The sequence below is a fragment of the Isoptericola variabilis 225 genome (genome assembly GCF_000215105.1).
GTDB lineage: Bacteria > Actinomycetota > Actinomycetes > Actinomycetales > Cellulomonadaceae > Isoptericola > Isoptericola variabilis_A.
This window is the reverse complement of the sequence record NC_015588.1, coordinates 1589248-1607739: the sequence shown is the minus strand read 5'-3', so window position 1 is coordinate 1607739 and position 18492 is coordinate 1589248. Positions and strand designations below refer to the sequence as shown.

12 protein-coding genes and 1 tRNA gene are annotated in these 18492 nt (G+C 73.2%); 4 read left to right on the top strand and 9 right to left on the bottom strand.

Features of this window, described 5'->3' with window-relative positions; all coding sequences use genetic code 11:
• Positions 1 to 3 precede the first annotated feature (3 nt).
• Together pcp and coaE are read right to left on the bottom strand one after the other, a co-directional pair.
• Positions 4 to 627, bottom strand: coding sequence for a pyroglutamyl-peptidase I (pcp, locus tag ISOVA_RS07435; protein WP_013838628.1), 624 nt, complete (start codon positions 625 to 627; stop codon positions 4 to 6).
• A complete protein-coding gene (gene coaE, locus ISOVA_RS07430) occupies positions 624 to 1262 on the bottom strand; it encodes a dephospho-CoA kinase (RefSeq protein WP_013838627.1) in 639 nt (212 codons plus the stop codon). The genes pcp and coaE overlap by 4 nt, the downstream gene beginning before the upstream one ends.
• A 59-nt stretch (positions 1263 to 1321) precedes the next feature.
• On the opposite strand from coaE, the gene ISOVA_RS07425 reads away from it, so the two are divergent.
• Entirely contained in the window at positions 1322 to 3262 is a 1941-nt protein-coding gene (locus ISOVA_RS07425) for an ABC transporter ATP-binding protein (RefSeq protein WP_013838626.1), read from the top strand.
• 203 nt (positions 3263 to 3465) lie between these two features.
• Here the strand turns inward: ISOVA_RS07425 and rpsA are convergent, their stop codons facing one another.
• A complete protein-coding gene (gene rpsA, locus ISOVA_RS07420) occupies positions 3466 to 4941 on the bottom strand; it encodes a 30S ribosomal protein S1 (protein ID WP_013838625.1) in 1476 nt (491 codons plus the stop codon).
• 164 nt (positions 4942 to 5105) lie between these two features.
• On the opposite strand from rpsA, the gene ISOVA_RS07415 reads away from it, so the two are divergent.
• Complete coding sequence (locus tag ISOVA_RS07415) at positions 5106 to 5927, top strand: class I SAM-dependent methyltransferase (RefSeq protein WP_013838624.1); 822 nt, start codon at positions 5106 to 5108, stop codon at positions 5925 to 5927.
• Between the two features lie 10 nt (positions 5928 to 5937).
• Here the strand turns inward: ISOVA_RS07415 and polA are convergent, their stop codons facing one another.
• Entirely contained in the window at positions 5938 to 8673 is a 2736-nt protein-coding gene (polA, locus tag ISOVA_RS07410) for a DNA polymerase I (RefSeq protein WP_041294808.1), read from the bottom strand.
• On the opposite strand from polA, the gene ISOVA_RS07405 reads away from it, so the two are divergent.
• Complete coding sequence (locus ISOVA_RS07405; protein WP_013838622.1) at positions 8672 to 9097, top strand: hotdog fold thioesterase; 426 nt, start codon at positions 8672 to 8674, stop codon at positions 9095 to 9097. The genes polA and ISOVA_RS07405 overlap by 2 nt on opposite strands.
• A 6-nt stretch (positions 9098 to 9103) precedes the next feature.
• Here ISOVA_RS07405 and ISOVA_RS07400 read toward each other — a convergent pair whose 3' ends face one another.
• Both ISOVA_RS07400 and ISOVA_RS07395 read right to left on the bottom strand, forming a co-directional pair.
• The gene (locus tag ISOVA_RS07400) at positions 9104 to 9799 is read right to left on the bottom strand and encodes a GNAT family N-acetyltransferase (RefSeq protein ID WP_013838621.1); all 696 of its coding nucleotides are present in this window, start codon (positions 9797 to 9799) and stop codon (positions 9104 to 9106) included.
• Positions 9800 to 9904: 105 nt separating this feature from the next.
• Entirely contained in the window at positions 9905 to 10591 is a 687-nt protein-coding gene (locus ISOVA_RS07395; RefSeq protein WP_013838620.1) for an ANTAR domain-containing response regulator, read from the bottom strand.
• A 118-nt stretch (positions 10592 to 10709) separates the two neighbouring features.
• Here ISOVA_RS07395 and ISOVA_RS07390 point away from each other — a divergent pair.
• Positions 10710 to 10783: transfer RNA gene (locus ISOVA_RS07390), tRNA-Leu, on the top strand.
• 62 nt (positions 10784 to 10845) lie between these two features.
• Here the strand turns inward: ISOVA_RS07390 and pyk are convergent.
• The 3 genes from pyk to gltB all read right to left on the bottom strand — a co-directional run bounded on the left by pyk (position 10846) and on the right by gltB (position 18392).
• Positions 10846 to 12282, bottom strand: a complete 1437-nt coding sequence (pyk, locus tag ISOVA_RS07385; protein WP_013838619.1) for a pyruvate kinase — start codon at positions 12280 to 12282, stop codon at positions 10846 to 10848.
• Positions 12283 to 12361: 79 nt separating this feature from the next.
• Positions 12362 to 13831 (bottom strand): glutamate synthase subunit beta, encoded by a 1470-nt coding sequence (locus ISOVA_RS07380; protein WP_013838618.1) that lies wholly within the window; start codon positions 13829 to 13831, stop codon positions 12362 to 12364.
• Positions 13824 to 18392: a glutamate synthase large subunit gene (gene gltB, locus ISOVA_RS07375; RefSeq protein ID WP_013838617.1), complete on the bottom strand. Its 4569-nt coding sequence runs from the start codon at positions 18390 to 18392 to the stop codon at positions 13824 to 13826. Before gltB ends, ISOVA_RS07380 begins: the two co-directional genes overlap by 8 nt.
• Positions 18393 to 18492: the final 100 nt, after the last annotated feature.

Genomic DNA, 18492 nt, shown 5'->3' with positions numbered 1-18492 from the left:
CCCTCAGTGCTCCGCGCCGGCCGCGAGCGCCGGCTCGGCGACCCGCCCGGCCGCGTGCTCGACGGCGGTGCGCACGACCACCGCGAGCGCCCGTGCGGCGTCCCGGGCAGGCAGGACGTCCGCGCGCGGCAGGTGCACGAAGCCCGCCCGGACGCCCGGGCGGCCGGCGAGCAGGTGCGCGAGCGCGTAGAACGTGGCGTTGCACACGTAGGTGCCCGCGGTGTTGCTCACGACCGCGCGCAGCCCCGCGTCGCGCAGCGCGGCGAGCGTCGCCTTGAGCGGCAGGGTGCTGAGGTAGGCGACCGGGCCGCCGTCGACCACGGGCTCGTCGACCGGCTGGGCGCCCGCGTTGTCCGGGATGCGCGCGTCGGCGACGTTGAGCGCGACCCGCTCGAGCCGCACCGCCTCGGTACCGGCCGCGAGCCCCGTGCACACCACGACGTCGGGCGCGTGCTCCGCGACGAGCGCGTCGAGCGCGGTCCGGGCGCCCGCGAAGGTGACGGGCAGGCGGGCCGCGACGAGCCTGGCGGGCCCGGTCCACCGTCGCTCGAGCTCCTGCACCGCCTCCCAGGACTCGTTGACGGCGTCGCCCCCGAACGGCTCGAAGCCGGTGACGAGCACCCTCACGCGCGCTCGGCCTCCTCGGCCGCGAGCTCCTCGGCGACCTCGCGCCCGACGCGCTCCCACAGCGCGTCGACCTGCTCGCGCAGCGCCTCCTCGGTGCCGGTGCCGTCGAGCGTGACGTCCGCGGCGGCGAGCCGCGCGTCGTCGGAGGCCTGCGCGGCGACGCGCGCCCGCGCGTCGGCCTCGGTCATGCCGCGGCCCTCGACGAGCCGGCGCACGCGCTGCTCGGCGGGCGCGTGCACCACGACCAGAAGATGGAACCGGTCGGCCTGGCCGGTCTCGACGAGGAGCGGGATGTCGTGCACGACGACGGCGCGCGGGTCCGCGGCGCCGGCGGCGGCCTCGCGCTCGGCCGACAGCCGGCGCACCTCCGGGTGGACGATGCCCTCGAGCCGGGCGCGCGCGGCGTCGTCGGCGAACACGACCCGCCCCAGCGCCGGCCGGTCGAGCGAGCCGTCCGGCGCGAGCACCTGCGGGCCGAACGCCTCGACGATCTCCTCCAGCCCGACCGAGCCGGGCGCGACCGCCTCGCGCGCCAGCCCGTCGTGGTCGATCACGACGGCGCCGAGCTCGCCGAGGCGACGCGCGACGACCGACTTCCCCGCGGCGATGCCGCCCGTGAGCCCGATCCGGAACATGGGGACCATCCTGCCCCAGCCCGGCAGGGCGTGCCGAGTCCCGGCGTAGGCTTCCCGGCATGAGCATGCCCGGCCACCCGCCCGACGTCGCGCGCACCGGCGGGGGCGGCCGCGCGGGCACGGGCGGCGGCTCGATGCGGTCCTACCTGCAGGACTCGTCGGTCGCGTCGCGCCGGCTCGGACGCGAGACCCTGCGCCGGATCCTCGGCTTCTCCCGGCCGTACCGGCGCCTGCTGGCCGTGTTCCTCGGCCTGCTCGTGCTCAGCGCCGCGGCCGGCGCGGCGACGCCGCTGCTGTTCCGGCACCTCATCGACGACGGCATCGCCGAGGGGGACCGCCGGCTCGTCGTCCTGCTCGCGGGCGCCGCGGCCGCGCTCGCGCTGGTCGGCGCGGCGCTGTCGGTCGTCGAGCGCTGGGTGTCGGCCTCGATCGGCGAGGGCCTCATCGTGGACCTGCGCACCGCGGTGTTCGACCACGTCCAGCGCATGCCGCTCGCGTTCTTCGCGCGCACGCGCACCGGCGCGCTCGTGCAGCGGCTCAACGGGGACGTGCTCGGGGCGCAGCAGGCCTTCACCTCGACGCTGCAGAGCGTGGTGTCGAACGGGCTGACGATCGTGTTCACGCTCGCGGCGATGCTCGTCATGTCGTGGCGCCTCACGCTGCTCGCGCTCGTGCTCGTGCCCGCGTTCGTGCTGCCGGCGCGGTGGTTCGGCCGCCGCCTGGCGGATCTCACGCGCCGGTCCTACGAGCTCAACGCCGACGCGGGCCAGCTCATGAACGAGCGGTTCAACGTCGCGGGAGCGCATCTGGCCAAGGTGTACGGCGACCCCGTGCGCGAGTCGGCCCGGTACGCCGAGCAGGTGCGGATGCTGCGCGACGTCGGCGTCCGGCGCGCGTTGTACGGCACGTGGTTCCGGGTGGGCCTGACGACCCTCGCGTCCGTGGCGATCGCGATCGTCTACGGTCTCGGCGGCCTGCAGGCCATCTCCGGCGAGCTCACGATCGGCGGCGTCGTGGCGCTCACCGCGTACCTCGGCCGGCTCTACGGCCCGCTCACGGCCATGTCGAACGTCCAGGTCGACGTCATGACGGCGCTCGTGAGCTTCGAGCGCGTGCTCGAGGTGCTCGACCTCGAGCCCACCGTCGCCGAGAAGCCGGACGCCGCGGACCTGCGCGCGGCCGTCGCCGCACGCGGCGCGAGCGTCGAGCTCGACCACGTGACGTTCCGGTACCCGCGCGCCGACGAGGTCTCGCTCGCGTCGCTCGAGTCGGTCGCCGCGGCGCGCAAGGACCCGACGTCGGACACGCTGCACGACGTGACGTTCACCGTGCCCGCGGGCGCGATGGTGGCACTCGTCGGTCCGTCGGGCGCCGGCAAGACGACGGTCTCCCACCTCGTCTCTCGCATGTACGACCCGACGTCGGGCGCCGTGCGCATCGCCGGCACCGACCTGCGCGACGTCACGTTCTCCTCGCTGCGCGCGACCGTCGGCGTCGTGTCGCAGGAGGCGCACCTGTTCCACGACACCGTCGCGGAGAACCTCCGCTTCGCGCGCCCCGACGCCACGGACGCCGACATCGAGCAGGCGCTGCGCCAGGCGCGGATCTGGGATCTCGTGTCCCGGCTGCCCGAAGGCCTCGACACGGTCGTCGGCGACCGCGGCTACCGCCTGTCGGGCGGCGAGCGCCAGCGCCTCGCCATCGCGCGGCTGCTGCTCAAGGCGCCCGACGTCGTCGTGCTCGACGAGGCGACCGCCCACCTCGACTCCGAGTCGGAGGCCGCGGTGCAGGCGGCGCTCGACGAGGCCCTCGCGGGTCGCACCTCGCTCGTTATCGCGCACCGGCTGTCGACCGTGCGCGGCGCCGACCGCATCGTCGTCCTCGACGACGGTCGCGTCGTCGAGCAGGGCACGCACACCGAGCTCCTCGCCACGGGCGGCCTGTACGCCGAGCTCTACCGCACCCAGTTCGCCGAGGTAGCGCACGACCCGACGACGTAGCGCGTTCGCCGGCGAGGTAGCGCAGGATCCCGCGAGGTAGCGCCCGAACCGACGAGGTAGCGCCGGAACCGGCGCTACCTCGTGCCAGAACGCGCTACCTCGGCGAGAAACGCGCTACCTCGCCGGAGAACGCGCTACCTCGGCGAACGACGGAGGCCCGCCGCCCCTCGTGGGGTGACGGGCCTCCGTCGTGACTGACGAGGTCAGTTGCCGGTCAGCTTCTCACGGAGCGCGGCGAGCGCCTCGTCCGAGGCGAGCGTGCCGGTGGCCTCCTGCTGCTGGGCCGGAGCCGAGGAGTAGGACGACGCGCCGCCGCCCGAGGAGACGACGTCGCCCGCCGCCGCGTCGGCGTCGGCCGCGAGGGCGGCACGCACCTGCTCGCGGTGCGCCTCCCAACGCGCGTGCGCCTTGGCGTACTCGGCCTCCCAGGCCTCCCGCTGCGCCTCGAAGCCCTCGAGCCACTCGTTGGTCTCGGGGTCGAAGCCCTCGGGGTACTTGTACTCGCCGTTCTCGTCGTACTCGGCCGCCATGCCGTACAGCGCGGGGTCGAAGTCCTCCGACTCGGGGTCGACGCCCTCGTTGGCCTGCTTGAGGGACAGCGAGATGCGGCGACGCTCGAGGTCGATGTCGATGACCTTGACGAAGACCTCCTGGCCAACCGTGACGACCTGCTCGGGCAGCTCGACGTGGCGGACGGCCAGCTCGGAGATGTGCACGAGGCCCTCGATGCCGTCCTCGACGCGCACGAACGCACCGAACGGGACAAGCTTGGTGACCTTGCCGGGCACGACCTGGCCGATGGCGTGCGTGCGGGCGAAGGTCTGCCACGGGTCCTCCTGCGTCGCCTTCAGCGACAGGGAGACGCGCTCGCGGTCGAAGTCGACGTCGAGCACCTCGACCGTGACCTCCTGGCCCACCTCGACAACCTCGGACGGGTGGTCGATGTGCTTCCAGGACAGCTCGGAGACGTGCACGAGACCGTCCACGCCGCCCAGGTCGACGAACGCACCGAAGTTGACGATCGACGAGACGACACCGGAGCGCACCTGGCCCTTCTGCAGCGTCTGCAGGAAGGTGGAGCGGACCTCGGACTGCGTCTGCTCGAGCCAGGCGCGGCGCGACAGCACCACGTTGTTGCGGTTCTTGTCGAGCTCGATGATCTTGGCCTCGATCTCCTTGCCGACGTACGGCGCGAGGTCGCGGACGCGGCGCATCTCCACGAGGGAGGCCGGGAGGAAGCCGCGCAGGCCGATGTCGAGGATGAGGCCGCCCTTGACGACCTCGATGACGGTGCCCGTGACGACGCCGTCCTCCTCCTTGATCTTCTCGATCGTGCCCCAGGCGCGCTCGTACTGGGCGCGCTTCTTGGACAGGATCAGGCGACCCTCCTTGTCCTCCTTCTGGAGGACGAGAGCCTCGACGACGTCGCCGACGGCGACGACCTCGCCCGGGTCCACGTCGTGCTTGATGGAGAGCTCGCGCGACGGGATCACGCCCTCCGTCTTGTAGCCGATGTCAAGGAGGACCTCGTCGCGGTCGACCTTGACGATCGTGCCTTCGACGATGTCACCATCGTTGAAGTACTTGATGGTGGCGTCGACGGCGGCAAGGAAGTCGTCCTCGGTGCCGATGTCGTTCACGGCGACCTGCGGGGCGGACTTCGTGGTGGAGATGGTCATTGAGTAGTTGCTCCGATGCGGACAGGGCGTAGTACGGACAGGGTCTCGGCGCAGCGTCGTGCAGCAAGGTGGGACAGCCGCGTGCGCACACAGGCGCACTGCACCGCATGACATCCTAACGACGCCCCCATCGAGGGTCAACGCGGCCGTGGCACGATGAGGCGGTGATCACCCCGTCCCCGGACCCCCGCGACGTCGCGGACGTCGGGTACCGCGACGTGCCCGACGACGAGGGCGGCTCCGCGGCACGTCCCTGGTGGGACGCCCACGCCGCCGAGTACCTCGACGAGCACGGCGCGTTCCTCGGCGACGCCGGCTTCCGCTGGGGCCCCGAGGGCCTCACCGAGGACGAGGCCCACCTGCTCGGCGACGTCGCCGGCGCGCGCGTGCTCGAGGTCGGGGCGGGAGCGGCGCACTGCTCGCGCTGGCTCGCGACGCGCGGGGCGAGCGTCGTCGCGACGGACGTCTCCGCCGGGATGCTCGACGGCGCGGCGCGCCTCGCGGACGCGACGGGCGTCGCGGTGCCGCTCGTCCAGGCCGACGCCCGCGCGCTGCCGTTCGCGGACGCGTCGTTCGACGTCGTCTTCACGTCGTTCGGCGTCGTCCCGTTCGTGCCCGACGCCACGCGCGTCCACGCCGAGGCGGCCCGCGTGCTGCGTCCCGGCGGGCGGTGGGTCTTCTCGGTCACGCACCCGCTGCGCTGGGCGTTCCCCGACGACCCGACCCTGCGCGGGCTGACCGCGCACCGGTCGTACTTCGACCGGCGGCCGTACGTCGAGACCGACCCGGCCGGGCACGTCGTGTACGCCGAGTACCACCGCACCGTCGGCGACCACGTGCGCGACGTCGTCGCGGCCGGGCTGCGCCTGCGCGACGTCGTCGAGCCCGAGTGGCCCGCGTGGAACGACCAGGTGTGGGGCGGCTGGGGTCCGGAGCGCGGCGCCTACCTGCCCGGCACCGCGGTGTTCGTCACCACCAGGGACTGACCGCGCGAGCTCAGTGCCCGGCGTCGTGCCAGGTCTGCCCCGCGCCGACGGACACGTCGAGCGGCACGTCGAGGTCGACGGCCGAGGCCATCTGGGTGCGCAGCACCTCCTCGGCGGCCTCCCGCTCCCCCGGCGCCACCTCGACCACGAGCTCGTCGTGCACCTGCAGGAGCAGGCGCGACGCGAGCCCGCGGGCGTCGAGCTCGCGCTGCACGCCCAGCATCGCGAGCTTGATGATGTCGGCGGCGCTGCCCTGGATCGGGGCGTTGAGCGCCATGCGCTCGGCCATCTGGCGGCGCTGCCGGTTGTCGCTCGTGAGGTCCGGCAGGTAGCGCCGCCGCCCGAGGATCGTGGCGGTGTAGCCGGTGGCGCGCGCCTCGGCCACGACGCCCGTGAGGTAGTCCCGCACGCCGCCGAAGCGCGTGAAGTAGTCGTCCATGAGCGTCTGGGCCTCGCTCGTGGGGATCGTCAGCTGCTGCGAGAGCCCGAAGGCGCTCAGCCCGTACGCGAGCCCGTAGCTCATGGCCTTGATCTTCGAGCGCATCTCCGGGGTGACGTCCTCGGGCGCGACCTCGAAGACCCGCGAGCCGACGTACCGGTGCAGGTCCTCGCCGGAGCGGAACGCCTCGATGAGCCCCTCGTCGCCCGACAGGTGCGCCATGATCCGCATCTCGATCTGGCTGTAGTCCGCCGTGAGCAGCTCGGCGTACCCCTCCCCCACGCGGAAGGCCCGGCGGATGCGGCGCCCCTCCTCGGTGCGGATGGGGATGTTCTGCAGGTTCGGCTCGGCCGAGCTCAGGCGGCCGGTCGCCGCGATGGTCTGCTGGAACGTCGTGTGGATCCGCCCGTCGGCCGCGACCGACTTGAGCAGCCCCTCGACCGTCTGGCGCAGCCGCGAGGCGTCGCGGTGCGCGAGGAGGTGCTCGAGGAACGGGTGCCCCGTCTTGACGTACAGGTCCTGCAGGGACGCGGCGTCGGTGGTGTAGCCGGTCTTGATGCGCTTGGTCTTCGGCATCCCGAGCTCGTCGAACAGGACCTCCTGCAGCTGCTTGGGGCTGCCGAGGTTGACCTCGCGGCCGATGACGTCGTACGCCTCCGCCGCCGACCGGGCCACGTGCGCCGCGAACTGCTGCTCGAGCCCCTCGAGGTACTCGACGTCCGCCGCGATGCCCGTGGCCTCCATGCGCGCCAGGACGCGCGACAACGGCAGCTCGACGTCGTGCAGGAGGTGCTCGACGCCGCGGTCGGCCAGCTGCCCCGACAGCGCGCCCGCCAGGTCGGCGACCGCGGCCGCGCGCGCCGCCTGCCGCGTCGAGCGTGCGTCGTCGCCGGCGCCGTCGAGCGCGAGGTCGAGCGCGCCCTGCGCGCCGACGGGCGCGGCGTCGTCGGCGCGCAGCTCGCGGCCGAGGTGCCGCACGACGAGGTCGCCGAGGTCGTACCCGCGCTGGTCGGGGTAGCACAGGTAGGCCGCGAGCTCGGTGTCGAAGTCGACGCCCTGCAGGTCGAGACCGCGCGCCGCGAGCATGTGCCACGCCGCCTTGGCGCCGTGGACGGCCTTGGGTGCGGCGGCGTCCGCGAGCCAGTCCGCGAGCGCCTTCTCGTCGGCCGGGTCGAGCTCGGACAGGTCGAGGCCGACGGCCGCGGCGGTGCCGCCGGTCGTGTCGGCGAGGGCGACCTCCCACGCGTCGCCCGCCCCGGGCACCGGCGTGCCCGACACGTCGAGCCCGAGCCGGCGCCCCGCGCGCCCGGCCAGCCAGGCCGCGAGCCCGCCGGGCTCGAGGTCCGCGACGTCGACGTCGATGCCCGACTCGGGCTCGACCTCGCCCTCGGGCGCGAGGGCGAACAGCCGGTCGCGCAGGACGCGGAACTCGAGCGCGTCGAAGACCTGGTGCACGCTCTCGCGGTCCCACGGCTGGACCGCGAGGTCGTCGGGGCCGACGGGCAGCTCGAGGTCGGTCAGGAGCGCGTTGAGCCGGCGGTTGACCCGCACCTGCTCGACCGCGGCGCGCAGGTTCTCGGCCGCCTTGCCCTTGAGCTCGTCGACGTGGTCGAGCAGCCCCTCGAGGCTGCCGTACGTCGTGATCCACTTGGCCGCCGTCTTGGGCCCGACGCCCGCCACGCCGGGCAGGTTGTCGCTCGTCTCGCCCACGAGGGCCGCGAGGTCGGGGTACTGCTCGGGCGGGACCCCGTACTTGTCGACGACGGCGGCCCGGTCCATGCGCGTGAGCTCCGAGACGCCGCGCTTGGGGTAGAGCACCGTGACGTCGTCGGAGACGAGCTGGAACGCGTCGCGGTCGCCCGAGCAGACGAGCACCTCCATGCCGGCCGCGGCGGCCTGGGTCGCGAGCGTCGCGAAGATGTCGTCCGCCTCGTAGCCCTCCCGCTCGAGGGTGGGCACGTGCAGCGCCGCGAGGATGTCCTTGATGAGCGGGACCTGGCCCTTGAACGGCTCCGGGCTGGACTCGCGCGTGCCCTTGTAGCTCGGCAGGAGCTCGGTGCGGAACGACTGACGCCCGGCGTCGAACGCGACGGCGACGTGCGTCGGCTCCTCGTCGCGCAGGAGGTTGATGAGCATCGACGTGAAGCCGTAGACGGCGTTGGTCGGCTGGCCCGAGTGGGTGGCGAAGTTCTCCACCGGCAGGGCGAAGAACGCCCGGTAGGCCATGGAGTGCCCGTCGATGAGGAGCAGGCGCGGGCGGTCGCCGGTTCGCGTCGTGGTCGTCACGGGTGCCAACCTATCGCCCATGACCGACACTCCCCGGACCTACCCCTCCACCGCGGCCGAGTGGACCGAGGCCTCGCGCGGGACCCTGCTCGAGCGCATGGGCATCGTCCTCGAGCACGTGGCGGCGGAGCTCACGACGGGCACCATGCCGGTCGAGGGCAACACCCAGCCCGCGGGCCTGCTGCACGGCGGCGCCTCCGTCGTGCTGGCCGAGACGCTGGGCAGCGTCGCCGCCCAGCAGTACGCGGGCCCGGACCGGGCGGCGGTCGGCATCGAGGTCAACGCGACGCACCACCGGGCGGTGCGGTCGGGCACGGTGCGCGGCGAGGCGCGGGCGCTGCACCTGGGCCGCACGACGGCGGCCTACGAGATCGTCGTCACCGACGAGCGCGAGCGGCGCGTGTGCACCGCACGGCTCACGTGCATGGTGCTGCGGACGGCCTGAGCCGCGTCAGGACGGCACCGATTCCGACGTCGCGTCGTCGCGTTCGGAGCCGTACCGCGCCTGCAGGGCGCGCAGGTCGAGCGGGCCGCTCGGCAGGCCGGCCGCGCGGGCGCGGCGGCGCCGCGCGATGAGGTCCTCGATCGCCGCCCGGGTCGACTGGCGCCGCGAGTCGCGCCGCGGCTCGCGGCGGACGTCGGGGCGCGACGCCGGGACGTCGCTCGCGAGGCGGCGCTGCAGCGTCGCGGTGCTCACCACCCGGTGGCCGGCGGCCGGTGCGAAGCCGAGGCACGCGAGGAACCGCTGCATCCCGCGCGCTCCCGGCGACGGGGCGCAGTAGACGCTCGGCGCGCACGCCTCGGTCGCGAGCCCGACGGCGCCGCCCACGAGGGCGTGGCCCACGCCGTGACGCCGCACGTCGGCCGCGACGTAGATCGCGTCGACGTACAGGCTGGGCTCGGTCGAGAACAGGTGCGGGGACAGCACCCGCGCGAGCAGGAGGCCGCACACCGCGCCGTCGTGCACCGCGACGAGCACGTGGCCCCCGGCGGCGACGAAGACGCTGAGGTGCTCGCGGAGCCGCTCGGGGTCGGCCGGGGCCGTCTGAGGACCGTAGGGGGACTCCTCGCAGGCTGCGACCGCCAGGTCGGCGACCGCGGAGAGGTCGTCCGGAACTGCGGGCCGGACCTCGACCGCTGCGCGCATCGAAACCCTCCTCGTCGTCTCCCCCGCCACGGCGGGCACCAAGATTACGGAAAGATCACGGCTCCCTGCGACGATAGCCCGTCGCAGGGAGCCGCACAACGTCCGTCAGGCTCCGCCGACCTGCTCGATCACCGCGTCGGCGACCTCGCGCATGGTCAGGCGCCGGTCCATCGACGTCTTCTGGATCCAGCGGAAGGCCTCCGGCTCGCTCAGACCCATCTTCGTCATGAGCAGACCCTTGGCGCGATCGACGCGCTTGCGGGTCTCGAAGCGCTCCTGCAGGTCCGCGACCTCCGACTCGAGCGCGCCGATCTGCTGGTAGCGCGAGATCGCGATCTCGACCGCGGGCAGCAGGTCCGCCGGCGTGAACGGCTTGACGACGTACGCCATCGCGCCGGCGTCGCGCGCACGCTCGACGAGCTCGGTCTGGGAGAACGCCGTGAGCAGCACGACCGGCGCGGCGTGCGCCTTGCCGATGCGCTCGGCCGCCGAGATGCCGTCCAGCTCGGGCATCTTGACGTCCATGACCACGACGTCGGGCTTGAGCTCGGTCGCGAGACGGACGGCCGTCTCGCCGTCGCCGGCCTCGCCGACGACGTCGAACCCGGCCTCGCGCAGCGTCTCCACGACGTCCATGCGGATGAGGGCCTCGTCCTCCGCGACCACGGCCCGACGCGCGGGCCGAGCAGGCGCGGGCTTCTCGGGCTCCGGCTCCTGGTCGATCATGGGCGGCAGGTCGAGCGGCAGCTTTGCCTCGGACTGGGCGTTGGTCTCGTCGGTCACGCGACACATCCTAGTCCTCGCGGGGGTGTCGCGGCTGCTCCGTCGCGGTTTCCGACGTGTGACCTGCGCACCAGGGCGCAGCGGGTTGGGGCCCGCGGCGGCGGTGTGGTTCGATGGGCGCGGCCCCGCCCCGGTAGCCCAACCGGCAGAGGCAATCGGCTCAAACCCGATCCAGTGTGGGTTCGAATCCCACCCGGGGCACGCACGACGAAGGCCCGGTCCGCGACGCGGACCGGGCCTTCGCTCTGCTCAGCGAGCGAGGGTCAATGCGTGATCGTGTGGAGGTCCGAGCTGCCGACCTGGTGCACGAGGATCGAGTTCGTCGTGCCCGGCACGCCCACGGGCGCGCCCGAGACGATCACGACGTGGTCGCCGGGCTCGGCCAGGCCGTTGGCCTGCAGCGTCGAGTCGACCTGGCCGACCATGGCGTCCACGCTGTCGACCTTGGGCACCTGGTACGTCGTGGTGCCCCAGGTCAGCGCGAGCACGTGGCGCACGCTCTCCTCGGGCGTGAACGCGAGCAGCGGGATGCCCGAGCGCAGGCGCGACATGCGCTTGGCCGAGTCGCCCGACTGCGTGAACGTCACGAGGTACTTCACGCCGAGCGAGTCGCCGATCTCGGCGGCTGCGCGGGTGATGATGCCGCCGCGCGTGTGCGGCGTGGAGCCGAGCGGGGCGATGCGCTCGCGGCCCATCTCCTCGGTCGCCTCGATGATGCGGGCCATGGTCTGGACCGTGAGGATCGGGTAGTTGCCGACGCTCGTCTCGCCCGAGAGCATGACCGCGTCCGCGCCGTCGAGCACCGCGTTGGCGCAGTCCGACGCCTCGGCACGGGTGGGGCGCGGGTTGGTCGTCATCGACTCCAGGACCTGGGTCGCCACGATGACGGGCTTGGCGTTGCGGCGCGCCAGCTCGACGATGCGCTTCTGCACGAGCGGGACCTGCTCGAGCGGCATCTCGACGGCGAGGTCGCCGCGCGCGACCATGAAGCCGTCGAACGCCGCCACGACCTCCTCGAGGTTCTCGACGGCCTGCGGCTTCTCGATCTTGGCGATGACCGGGACCGTGCGGCCCTCCTCCGCCATGATCTTCGCGACGTCCTCGTAGTCCTTCGCGGAGCGCACGAACGACAGCGCGATGAGGTCGGCCCCCAGGCGCAGCGCCCACCGCAGGTCGTCGGTGTCCTTGTCGCTCAGCGCGGGCACCGACACGGCGACGCCGGGCAGGTTGAGGCCCTTGTTGTTCGAGACCGGGCCGGGCACCTCGACGGTCGTCACGACGCGCGGGCCGTCGACGGCCGTGACGCGCACGCGGACCTTGCCGTCGTCGATGAGGATCGGGTCGCCGACGCGCGCGTCGTCGGGCAGGCCCTTGTGCGTCGTCGAGACGAGCTCGCGGGTGCCGACGACGTCCTCGGTCGTGATCGTGAACGTGTCGCCCTCGTTCAGGACGTGCTTCTCGTCGTTCGCGAAGCGGCCCAGGCGGATCTTGGGGCCCTGGAGGTCGACGAGGACGGCGACGTTGCGCCCGGCGTCATCCGCCGCCTTCCGCACCCCGTGGTAGACGGCCTCGTGCTCCGCCTGCTCACCGTGGCTCCGGTTGATGCGGGCCACGTCCATGCCCGCGTCGACCAGCTCCCGGAGCTTCTCCGAGGACGCCGTCGCGGGTCCGATGGTGCAAACGATCTTCGCTCTGCGCATGTCTCCAGCCTCGTCGTGATACATCCCCGGGCGTGGCCGGGGTGAGTCCCGGACGCCGGCCTGGCGCCCGGGGTCGTGCTCATACTCTCAGGGCGACCGTGCGGGGGCCCACCGGGGCGGGCAGCTCGGTGCTGCCCTGCAGGTAAGCGTCGACGGCGGCCGCGGTGGCGCGGCCCTCGGCGATCGCCCACACGATGAGCGACTGCCCGCGACCGGCGTCGCCGGTCACGAAGACGCCCGGGACGCTCGACGCGTAGTCGTCGCCGCGGCGCACGAGCCCGCGGCCCGTCGTCTCCGCACCGGTCTGGGCCACCAGCTCGTCCGTCTCCGGGCCCGTGAAGCCCATCGCGATCAGCACGAGGTCCGCCGGGATCTCCCGCTCGGTGCCCGGCCGGGGCGCGCGGCGCCCGTCGGGAAGGTACTCGGTCTCCGCCACGCGCAGCGCGCGGACGTTGCCCTCGTCGTCGCCGAGGAACGCCACGGTCGACGCGAGGTAGATGCGCTCGCCGCCCTCCTCGTGCGAGGTCGAGACCTCGAAGAGGATCGGGTCGGTCGGCCACGGCTGGTTCTCGGGCCGCTCGAGCGGCGGCTTCTTGCCGATCGCGAGCGTCGTGACCGACGCCGCGCCCTGGCGCAGCGAGGTGCCGACGCAGTCGGAGCCGGTGTCGCCGCCGCCGATGACGACCACGTGCTTGCCCGCCGCGTGCGGGACGTCGTCAGGGACCGGGCGGCCGGCGACCACCTTGTTCGCGGGGACCAGGAAGTCCATCGCGAAGTGGATGCCGCCGAGGTCGCGGCCGGGCAGCGCGAGGTCGCGCGGGACCGTGGCGCCCGTGGCGACCACGACCGCGTCGAACCGGCGGCGCAGCGCGTCCCACGTGATGTCCCGGCCGATCTCCACGCCAGGGCGGAAGCGGGTGCCCTCGGCCTCCATCTGCGCCAGACGGCGGTCGATGTGGTGCTTCTCGAGCTTGAAGTCCGGGATGCCGTACCGCAGCAGGCCGCCCACGGCGTCGTCGCGCTCGTACACGACGACGGTGTGGCCGGCGCGCGTGAGCTGCTGCGCCGCCGCGAGGCCCGCCGGCCCCGAGCCGACGACCGCGACCGTCGAGCCCGTGAGGCGCTGCGGCACCTGCGGGGTCACCAGACCGCGCGCGAACGCCTCGTCGATGATCGAGACCTCGACGTTCTTGATCGTCACCGCGGGCTGGTTGATGCCCAGCACGCAGCTCGTCTCGCACGGCGCCGGGCACACGCGCCCCGTGAACTCCGGGAAGTTGTTGGTCGCGTGGAGCCGCTCGATGGCGTCGGCCCACTGGTCGCGCCACACCAGGTCGTTCCACTCCGGGATGAGGTTCCCGAGCGGGCAGCCCTGGTGGCAGAACGGGATGCCGCAGTCCATGCAGCGTCCCGCCTGCTCCTTGAGGAACGGCTGACCCTCCTCGAGGTGGGCGCGGACGTCCTTCCAGTCGCGCAGGCGGACCGGCACCGGACGGTTGGGCGGCAGCTCGCGGTGCCGCACCTTCAGGAACCCGCGCGGGTCAGCCACGCGCCACCTCCATGATCTGCTCCCACAGCGACGGGTCGAAGTCGTCGCCCTCGCCGAGCGGCGTGCCTGCCGCCTCGGCCTCCGCGAGCGCGGTGCGCACGCGGGCCCAGCCCACGGGCAGGACGCGCGAGAACCGCTCGCGCGCCTGCGGGTCGGCCAGCAGCTCGGCCGCCACGGGCGAACCGGTCTCGGCCTGGTGCCGCTCCATGAGCGCGCGCACCTGCTCCCAGTCGCCGTCCTCGAGCGGCCCGACGACGAGCTCGCCGCTCGCAACCGCCTGGGTGTTCATCGCGGCGGCGCGCAGGTCGAGCACGTACGCGACGCCGCCCGACATGCCCGCGCCGAAGTTGCGGCCGGTGGGCCCGAGCACGAGCACGGTGCCGCCCGTCATGTACTCGCAGGCGTGGTCGCCCACGCCCTCGACGACGAGCGTCGCACCCGAGTTGCGCACGCCGAACCGCTCCCCCACGCGCCCGCGCAGGAGGATCTCGCCCGACGTCGCGCCGTAGCCGATGACGTTGCCCGCCACGACGTTGGCGGCGCCCTCGAGCACCGCGGCCTTGTCGGGGCGCGCGACGATCCGGCCGCCCGACAGCCCCTTGCCGACGTAGTCGTTCGCGTCGCCGAAGAGCCGCAGCGTCACGCCGCGCGGCAGGAACGCGCCGAGCGACTGACCCGCGGACCCGGTGAGGGTCACGTCGATCGTGTCGTCGGGCAGGCCCGCGCCGCGGTACCGCTTGGTGACCTCGTGGCCGAGCATCGTGCCGACGGTGCGGTTGACGTTGCGCACCGGCAGCTCGATCTTCACCGGCAGCGCGTCCTCGAGCGCGGGCCGCGCCAGCTCGACGAGCTGCTTGTCCAGCGCCTTGTCGAGGCCGTGGTCCTGCGCCTTCGTGCAGTGCAGCGCCGTGCCGGCCGGCGTCTCGGGCCGGGCGAGGACGGGACCGAGGTCGAGGCCCTGGGCCTTCCAGTGGTCGATCGCCTTGCGCGTGTCGAGCGCCTGGACCTGGCCGACGGCCTCCTCGATCGAGCGGAAGCCGAGCGAGGCGAGGTGCTCGCGCACCTCCTGCGCGATGAACTCGAAGAAGTTCACGACGAACTCGGGCTTGCCCGTGAACCGCTTGCGCAGCTCCGGATTCTGCGTCGCGACGCCCACCGGGCACGTGTCGAGATGGCACACGCGCATCATGACGCAGCCCGAGACGACCATGGGGGCCGTCGCGAACCCGAACTCCTCGGCGCCCAGCAGCGCGGCCACGACGACGTCGCGGCCCGTCTTCATCTGGCCGTCGACCTGGACGACGATGCGGTCGCGCAGGTTGTTGAGCACGAGCGTCTGCTGGGTCTCGGCGAGGCCGATCTCCCACGGCGTGCCCGCGTGCTTGAGTGACGTCAGCGGGCTCGCGCCCGTGCCGCCGTCGTGACCCGAGATGAGGACGACGTCCGCGTGCGCCTTGGACACGCCCGTGGCCACCGTGCCGACGCCGAACTCGGAGACGAGCTTGACGTGGATGCGCGCGTCCGGGTTGGCGTTCTTGGCGTCGTGGATGAGCTGCGCCAGGTCCTCGATCGAGTAGATGTCGTGGTGCGGCGGCGGCGAGATGAGCCCGACGCCGGGCGTCGAGTGCCGCGTGCGCGCGACCCACGGGTAGACCTTGGGCCCCGGCAGCTGACCGCCCTCGCCCGGCTTGGCGCCCTGGGCGAGCTTGATCTGGATGTCGTCCGCGTTGGTCAGGTACTCGCTCGTCACGCCGAAGCGGCCCGAGGCGATCTGCTTGACGCGCGAGCGCCGCTCGGGGTCGTAGAGGCGGTCGGGGTCCTCGCCGCCCTCGCCCGTGTTCGAGCGGCCGCCGAGGCGGTTCATCGCGATCGCGAGCGTCTCGTGCGCCTCGGCCGAGATCGAGCCGTACGACATCGCGCCGGTGTTGAACCGCTTGACGATCTCGCTGACCGGCTCGACCTCGTCGATCGGCACCGGCTCGCGGTCAGGGTTGAAGCGCAGCAGGCCGCGCAGCGTCATGAGGCGCTGCGACTGCTCGTCGACGCGGCGCGTGTACTGGCGGAAGATGTCCATCCGCCCGGTGCGCGTCGAGTGCTGCAGGCGGAAGACCGTCTCCGGGTCGAAGAGATGCTCCTCGCCGTCGCGGCGCCACTGGTACTCGCCGCCCGTGGTCAGGCGCTGGTGCGGCTTGTGGTTGCCCGACGCCGGGTACGCCTCGGCGTGGCGGGCCGCGACCTCGGCGGCGATGACGTCGAGCCCGATGCCGCCCAGGCGGCTCGTGGTCCCGGTGAAGTAGTCCTCGACGAGGTCGTGGGACAGGCCGACGGCCTCGAAGATCTGCGCACCGCGGTACGACATGATCGTCGAGATGCCCATCTTGCTCATGACCTTGAGCACGCCCTTGCCGAGCGCCTTGATGAGGTTGGCGACGGCCTGCTCGGGCGTGACGTCGAGGTAGCCGCGGCGCGCGAGGTCCTCGACCGTCTCCATGGCGAGGTACGGGTTGACCGCGGCCGCGCCGTAGCCGATGAGCAGCGCGACGTGGTGCACCTCGCGGACGTCGCCGGCCTCGACCAGGAGCGAGATGCGCGTGCGCGTGTGCCGGCGCAGCAGGTGGTGGTGGACGGCGCTCGTGAGCAGCAGCGACGGGATCGGCGCGAGCTCGGAGTCGGAGTCGCGGTCCGAGAGCACGATGTGGGTCGCGCCCTCCTCGATGTGCCGGTCGACCTCCGCGAAGATCTCCTCGAGGCGCTCCTGGAGCGCCTTGCCGCCGCCCGAGACTTCGTACAGGCCCCGCACCGTGACGGCGCGGAAGGTGCCCTCGAGCCGCTCGTCGCGGTCGATGCGCACGATCTTGGCGAGCTGGTCGTTGTCGAGCACCGGGAACGGGAGCACGACCTTGCGCGCGTGCTCCGGGGTGTCCTCGAGCAAGTTCGGCTCGGGACCGATCGCCCCGCCGATCGAGGTGACGAGCTCCTCGCGGATCGCGTCGAGGGGCGGGTTGGTGACCTGCGCGAACATCTGCGTGAAGTAGTCGAACAGCATCCGGGGGCGCTTGGAGAGCACCGCGATCGGTGTGTCCGACCCCATGGCGCCCAGCGGCTCGGCGCCGGTGTTTGCCATGGGCGACAGGATGATCTTGAGCTCCTCGGTGGTGTACCCGAAGGCGCGCTGACGGCGCTGGACCGAGGCCGGGCTGTGGGCCACGTGCTCGCGCTCGGGCAGCGAGTCGAGCGAGATCGACTGCTCGGCGACCCACTGCGCGTACGGGCGCTGGGCGGCGAGCTGCGACTTGACCTCGTCGTCCTCGACGATCCGGCCCTGGCCGGTGTCGACGAGGAACATGCGGCCCGGCTCGAGCCGGCCCTTGCGGATGACCGTGGCGGGGTCGAGGTCGAGCACGCCCGCCTCGGACGCGAGCACGACGAGCCCGTCCTCGGTGACCCAGTAGCGCCCGGGGCGCAGGCCGTTGCGGTCGAGCACCGCGCCCACGAGCGTGCCGTCGGTGAACGTCAGGCACGCCGGGCCGTCCCACGGCTCGATGAGGTTCGCGTGGTACTCGTAGAACGCGCGCCGCGCGGGGTCCATCTCGGCGTGGTTCTCCCACGCCTCGGGGATCATCATGAGCACGGCGTGCGGCAGCGAGCGGCCGCCGAGGTGCAGCAGCTCGAGGACCTCGTCGAAGCTCGCGGAGTCGCTCGAGCCCTCGGTGCACACGGGCAGCAGGGGGCCGAGGTCGCCGAGCGCCTCGCTCGCGAGCGTGCCCTCGCGGGCGGCCATCCAGTTGCGGTTGCCGCGCACGGTGTTGATCTCGCCGTTGTGCGCGATGAGGCGGAACGGCTGCGCGAGCGGCCACGACGGGAACGTGTTGGTCGAGAACCGCGAGTGGACGAGCGCGATCTCCGACGCGTACCGCGGGTCGGACAGGTCCGGGAAGAACGGCTCGAGCTGCGCCGTCGTGAGCATGCCCTTGTAGGTGAGCGTGCGCGCGGACAGCGACGCGAGGAACAGGTCGAGCTCGTTCTGGGCGCGCTTGCGCAGGCGGTAGGCGCGCCGGTCGAGGTCGAGCCCCGCCAGCTCGCGCGACGGGTCGGCGACGACGACCTGGCGGAAGAGCGGCATCGAGGCGCGCGCGGTCGGGCCGACGAGGTCGGCCGTCACGGGCACGTCGCGCCACGCGAGCACGTCGAGCTTCTCCTCGGCCGCGATGGCCTCGAACCGGCGCGCGAGCGCGTCGGCCTCGGCGACGTCGGTCGGGAGGAACGCCATGCCGATCGCGTAGCGGCCCGCGGGCGGGAGCTCCGCGTCGATGACGTCGCGCAGGAACGCGTCCGGGATCTGGGTGAGGATCCCGGCGCCGTCCCCGCTGTCCTCCTCGGCGCCCACGGCGCCGCGGTGGTCGAGGTTGAGCAGCGCCGTGAGGCCCGCGTCCACGATGTCGCGGCCGGGCGTCCCGCGCAGGGTCGCGACGAACGCGACACCGCACGCGTCGTGCTCGGCCGCGGGGTCGTACAGGCCCTGGGCCGAGGGCCGCGCGACCCGATGCTGCGGCGTGGTCATCAACACCGTCCTCCTGCGCCCGCGTGCGGGCGCGTCTGCTTCCTTCGGTGGTCGGGACGTCGTCGGCCCGTGTGGGAATCGGTCCGGTGGCACGGCGCCC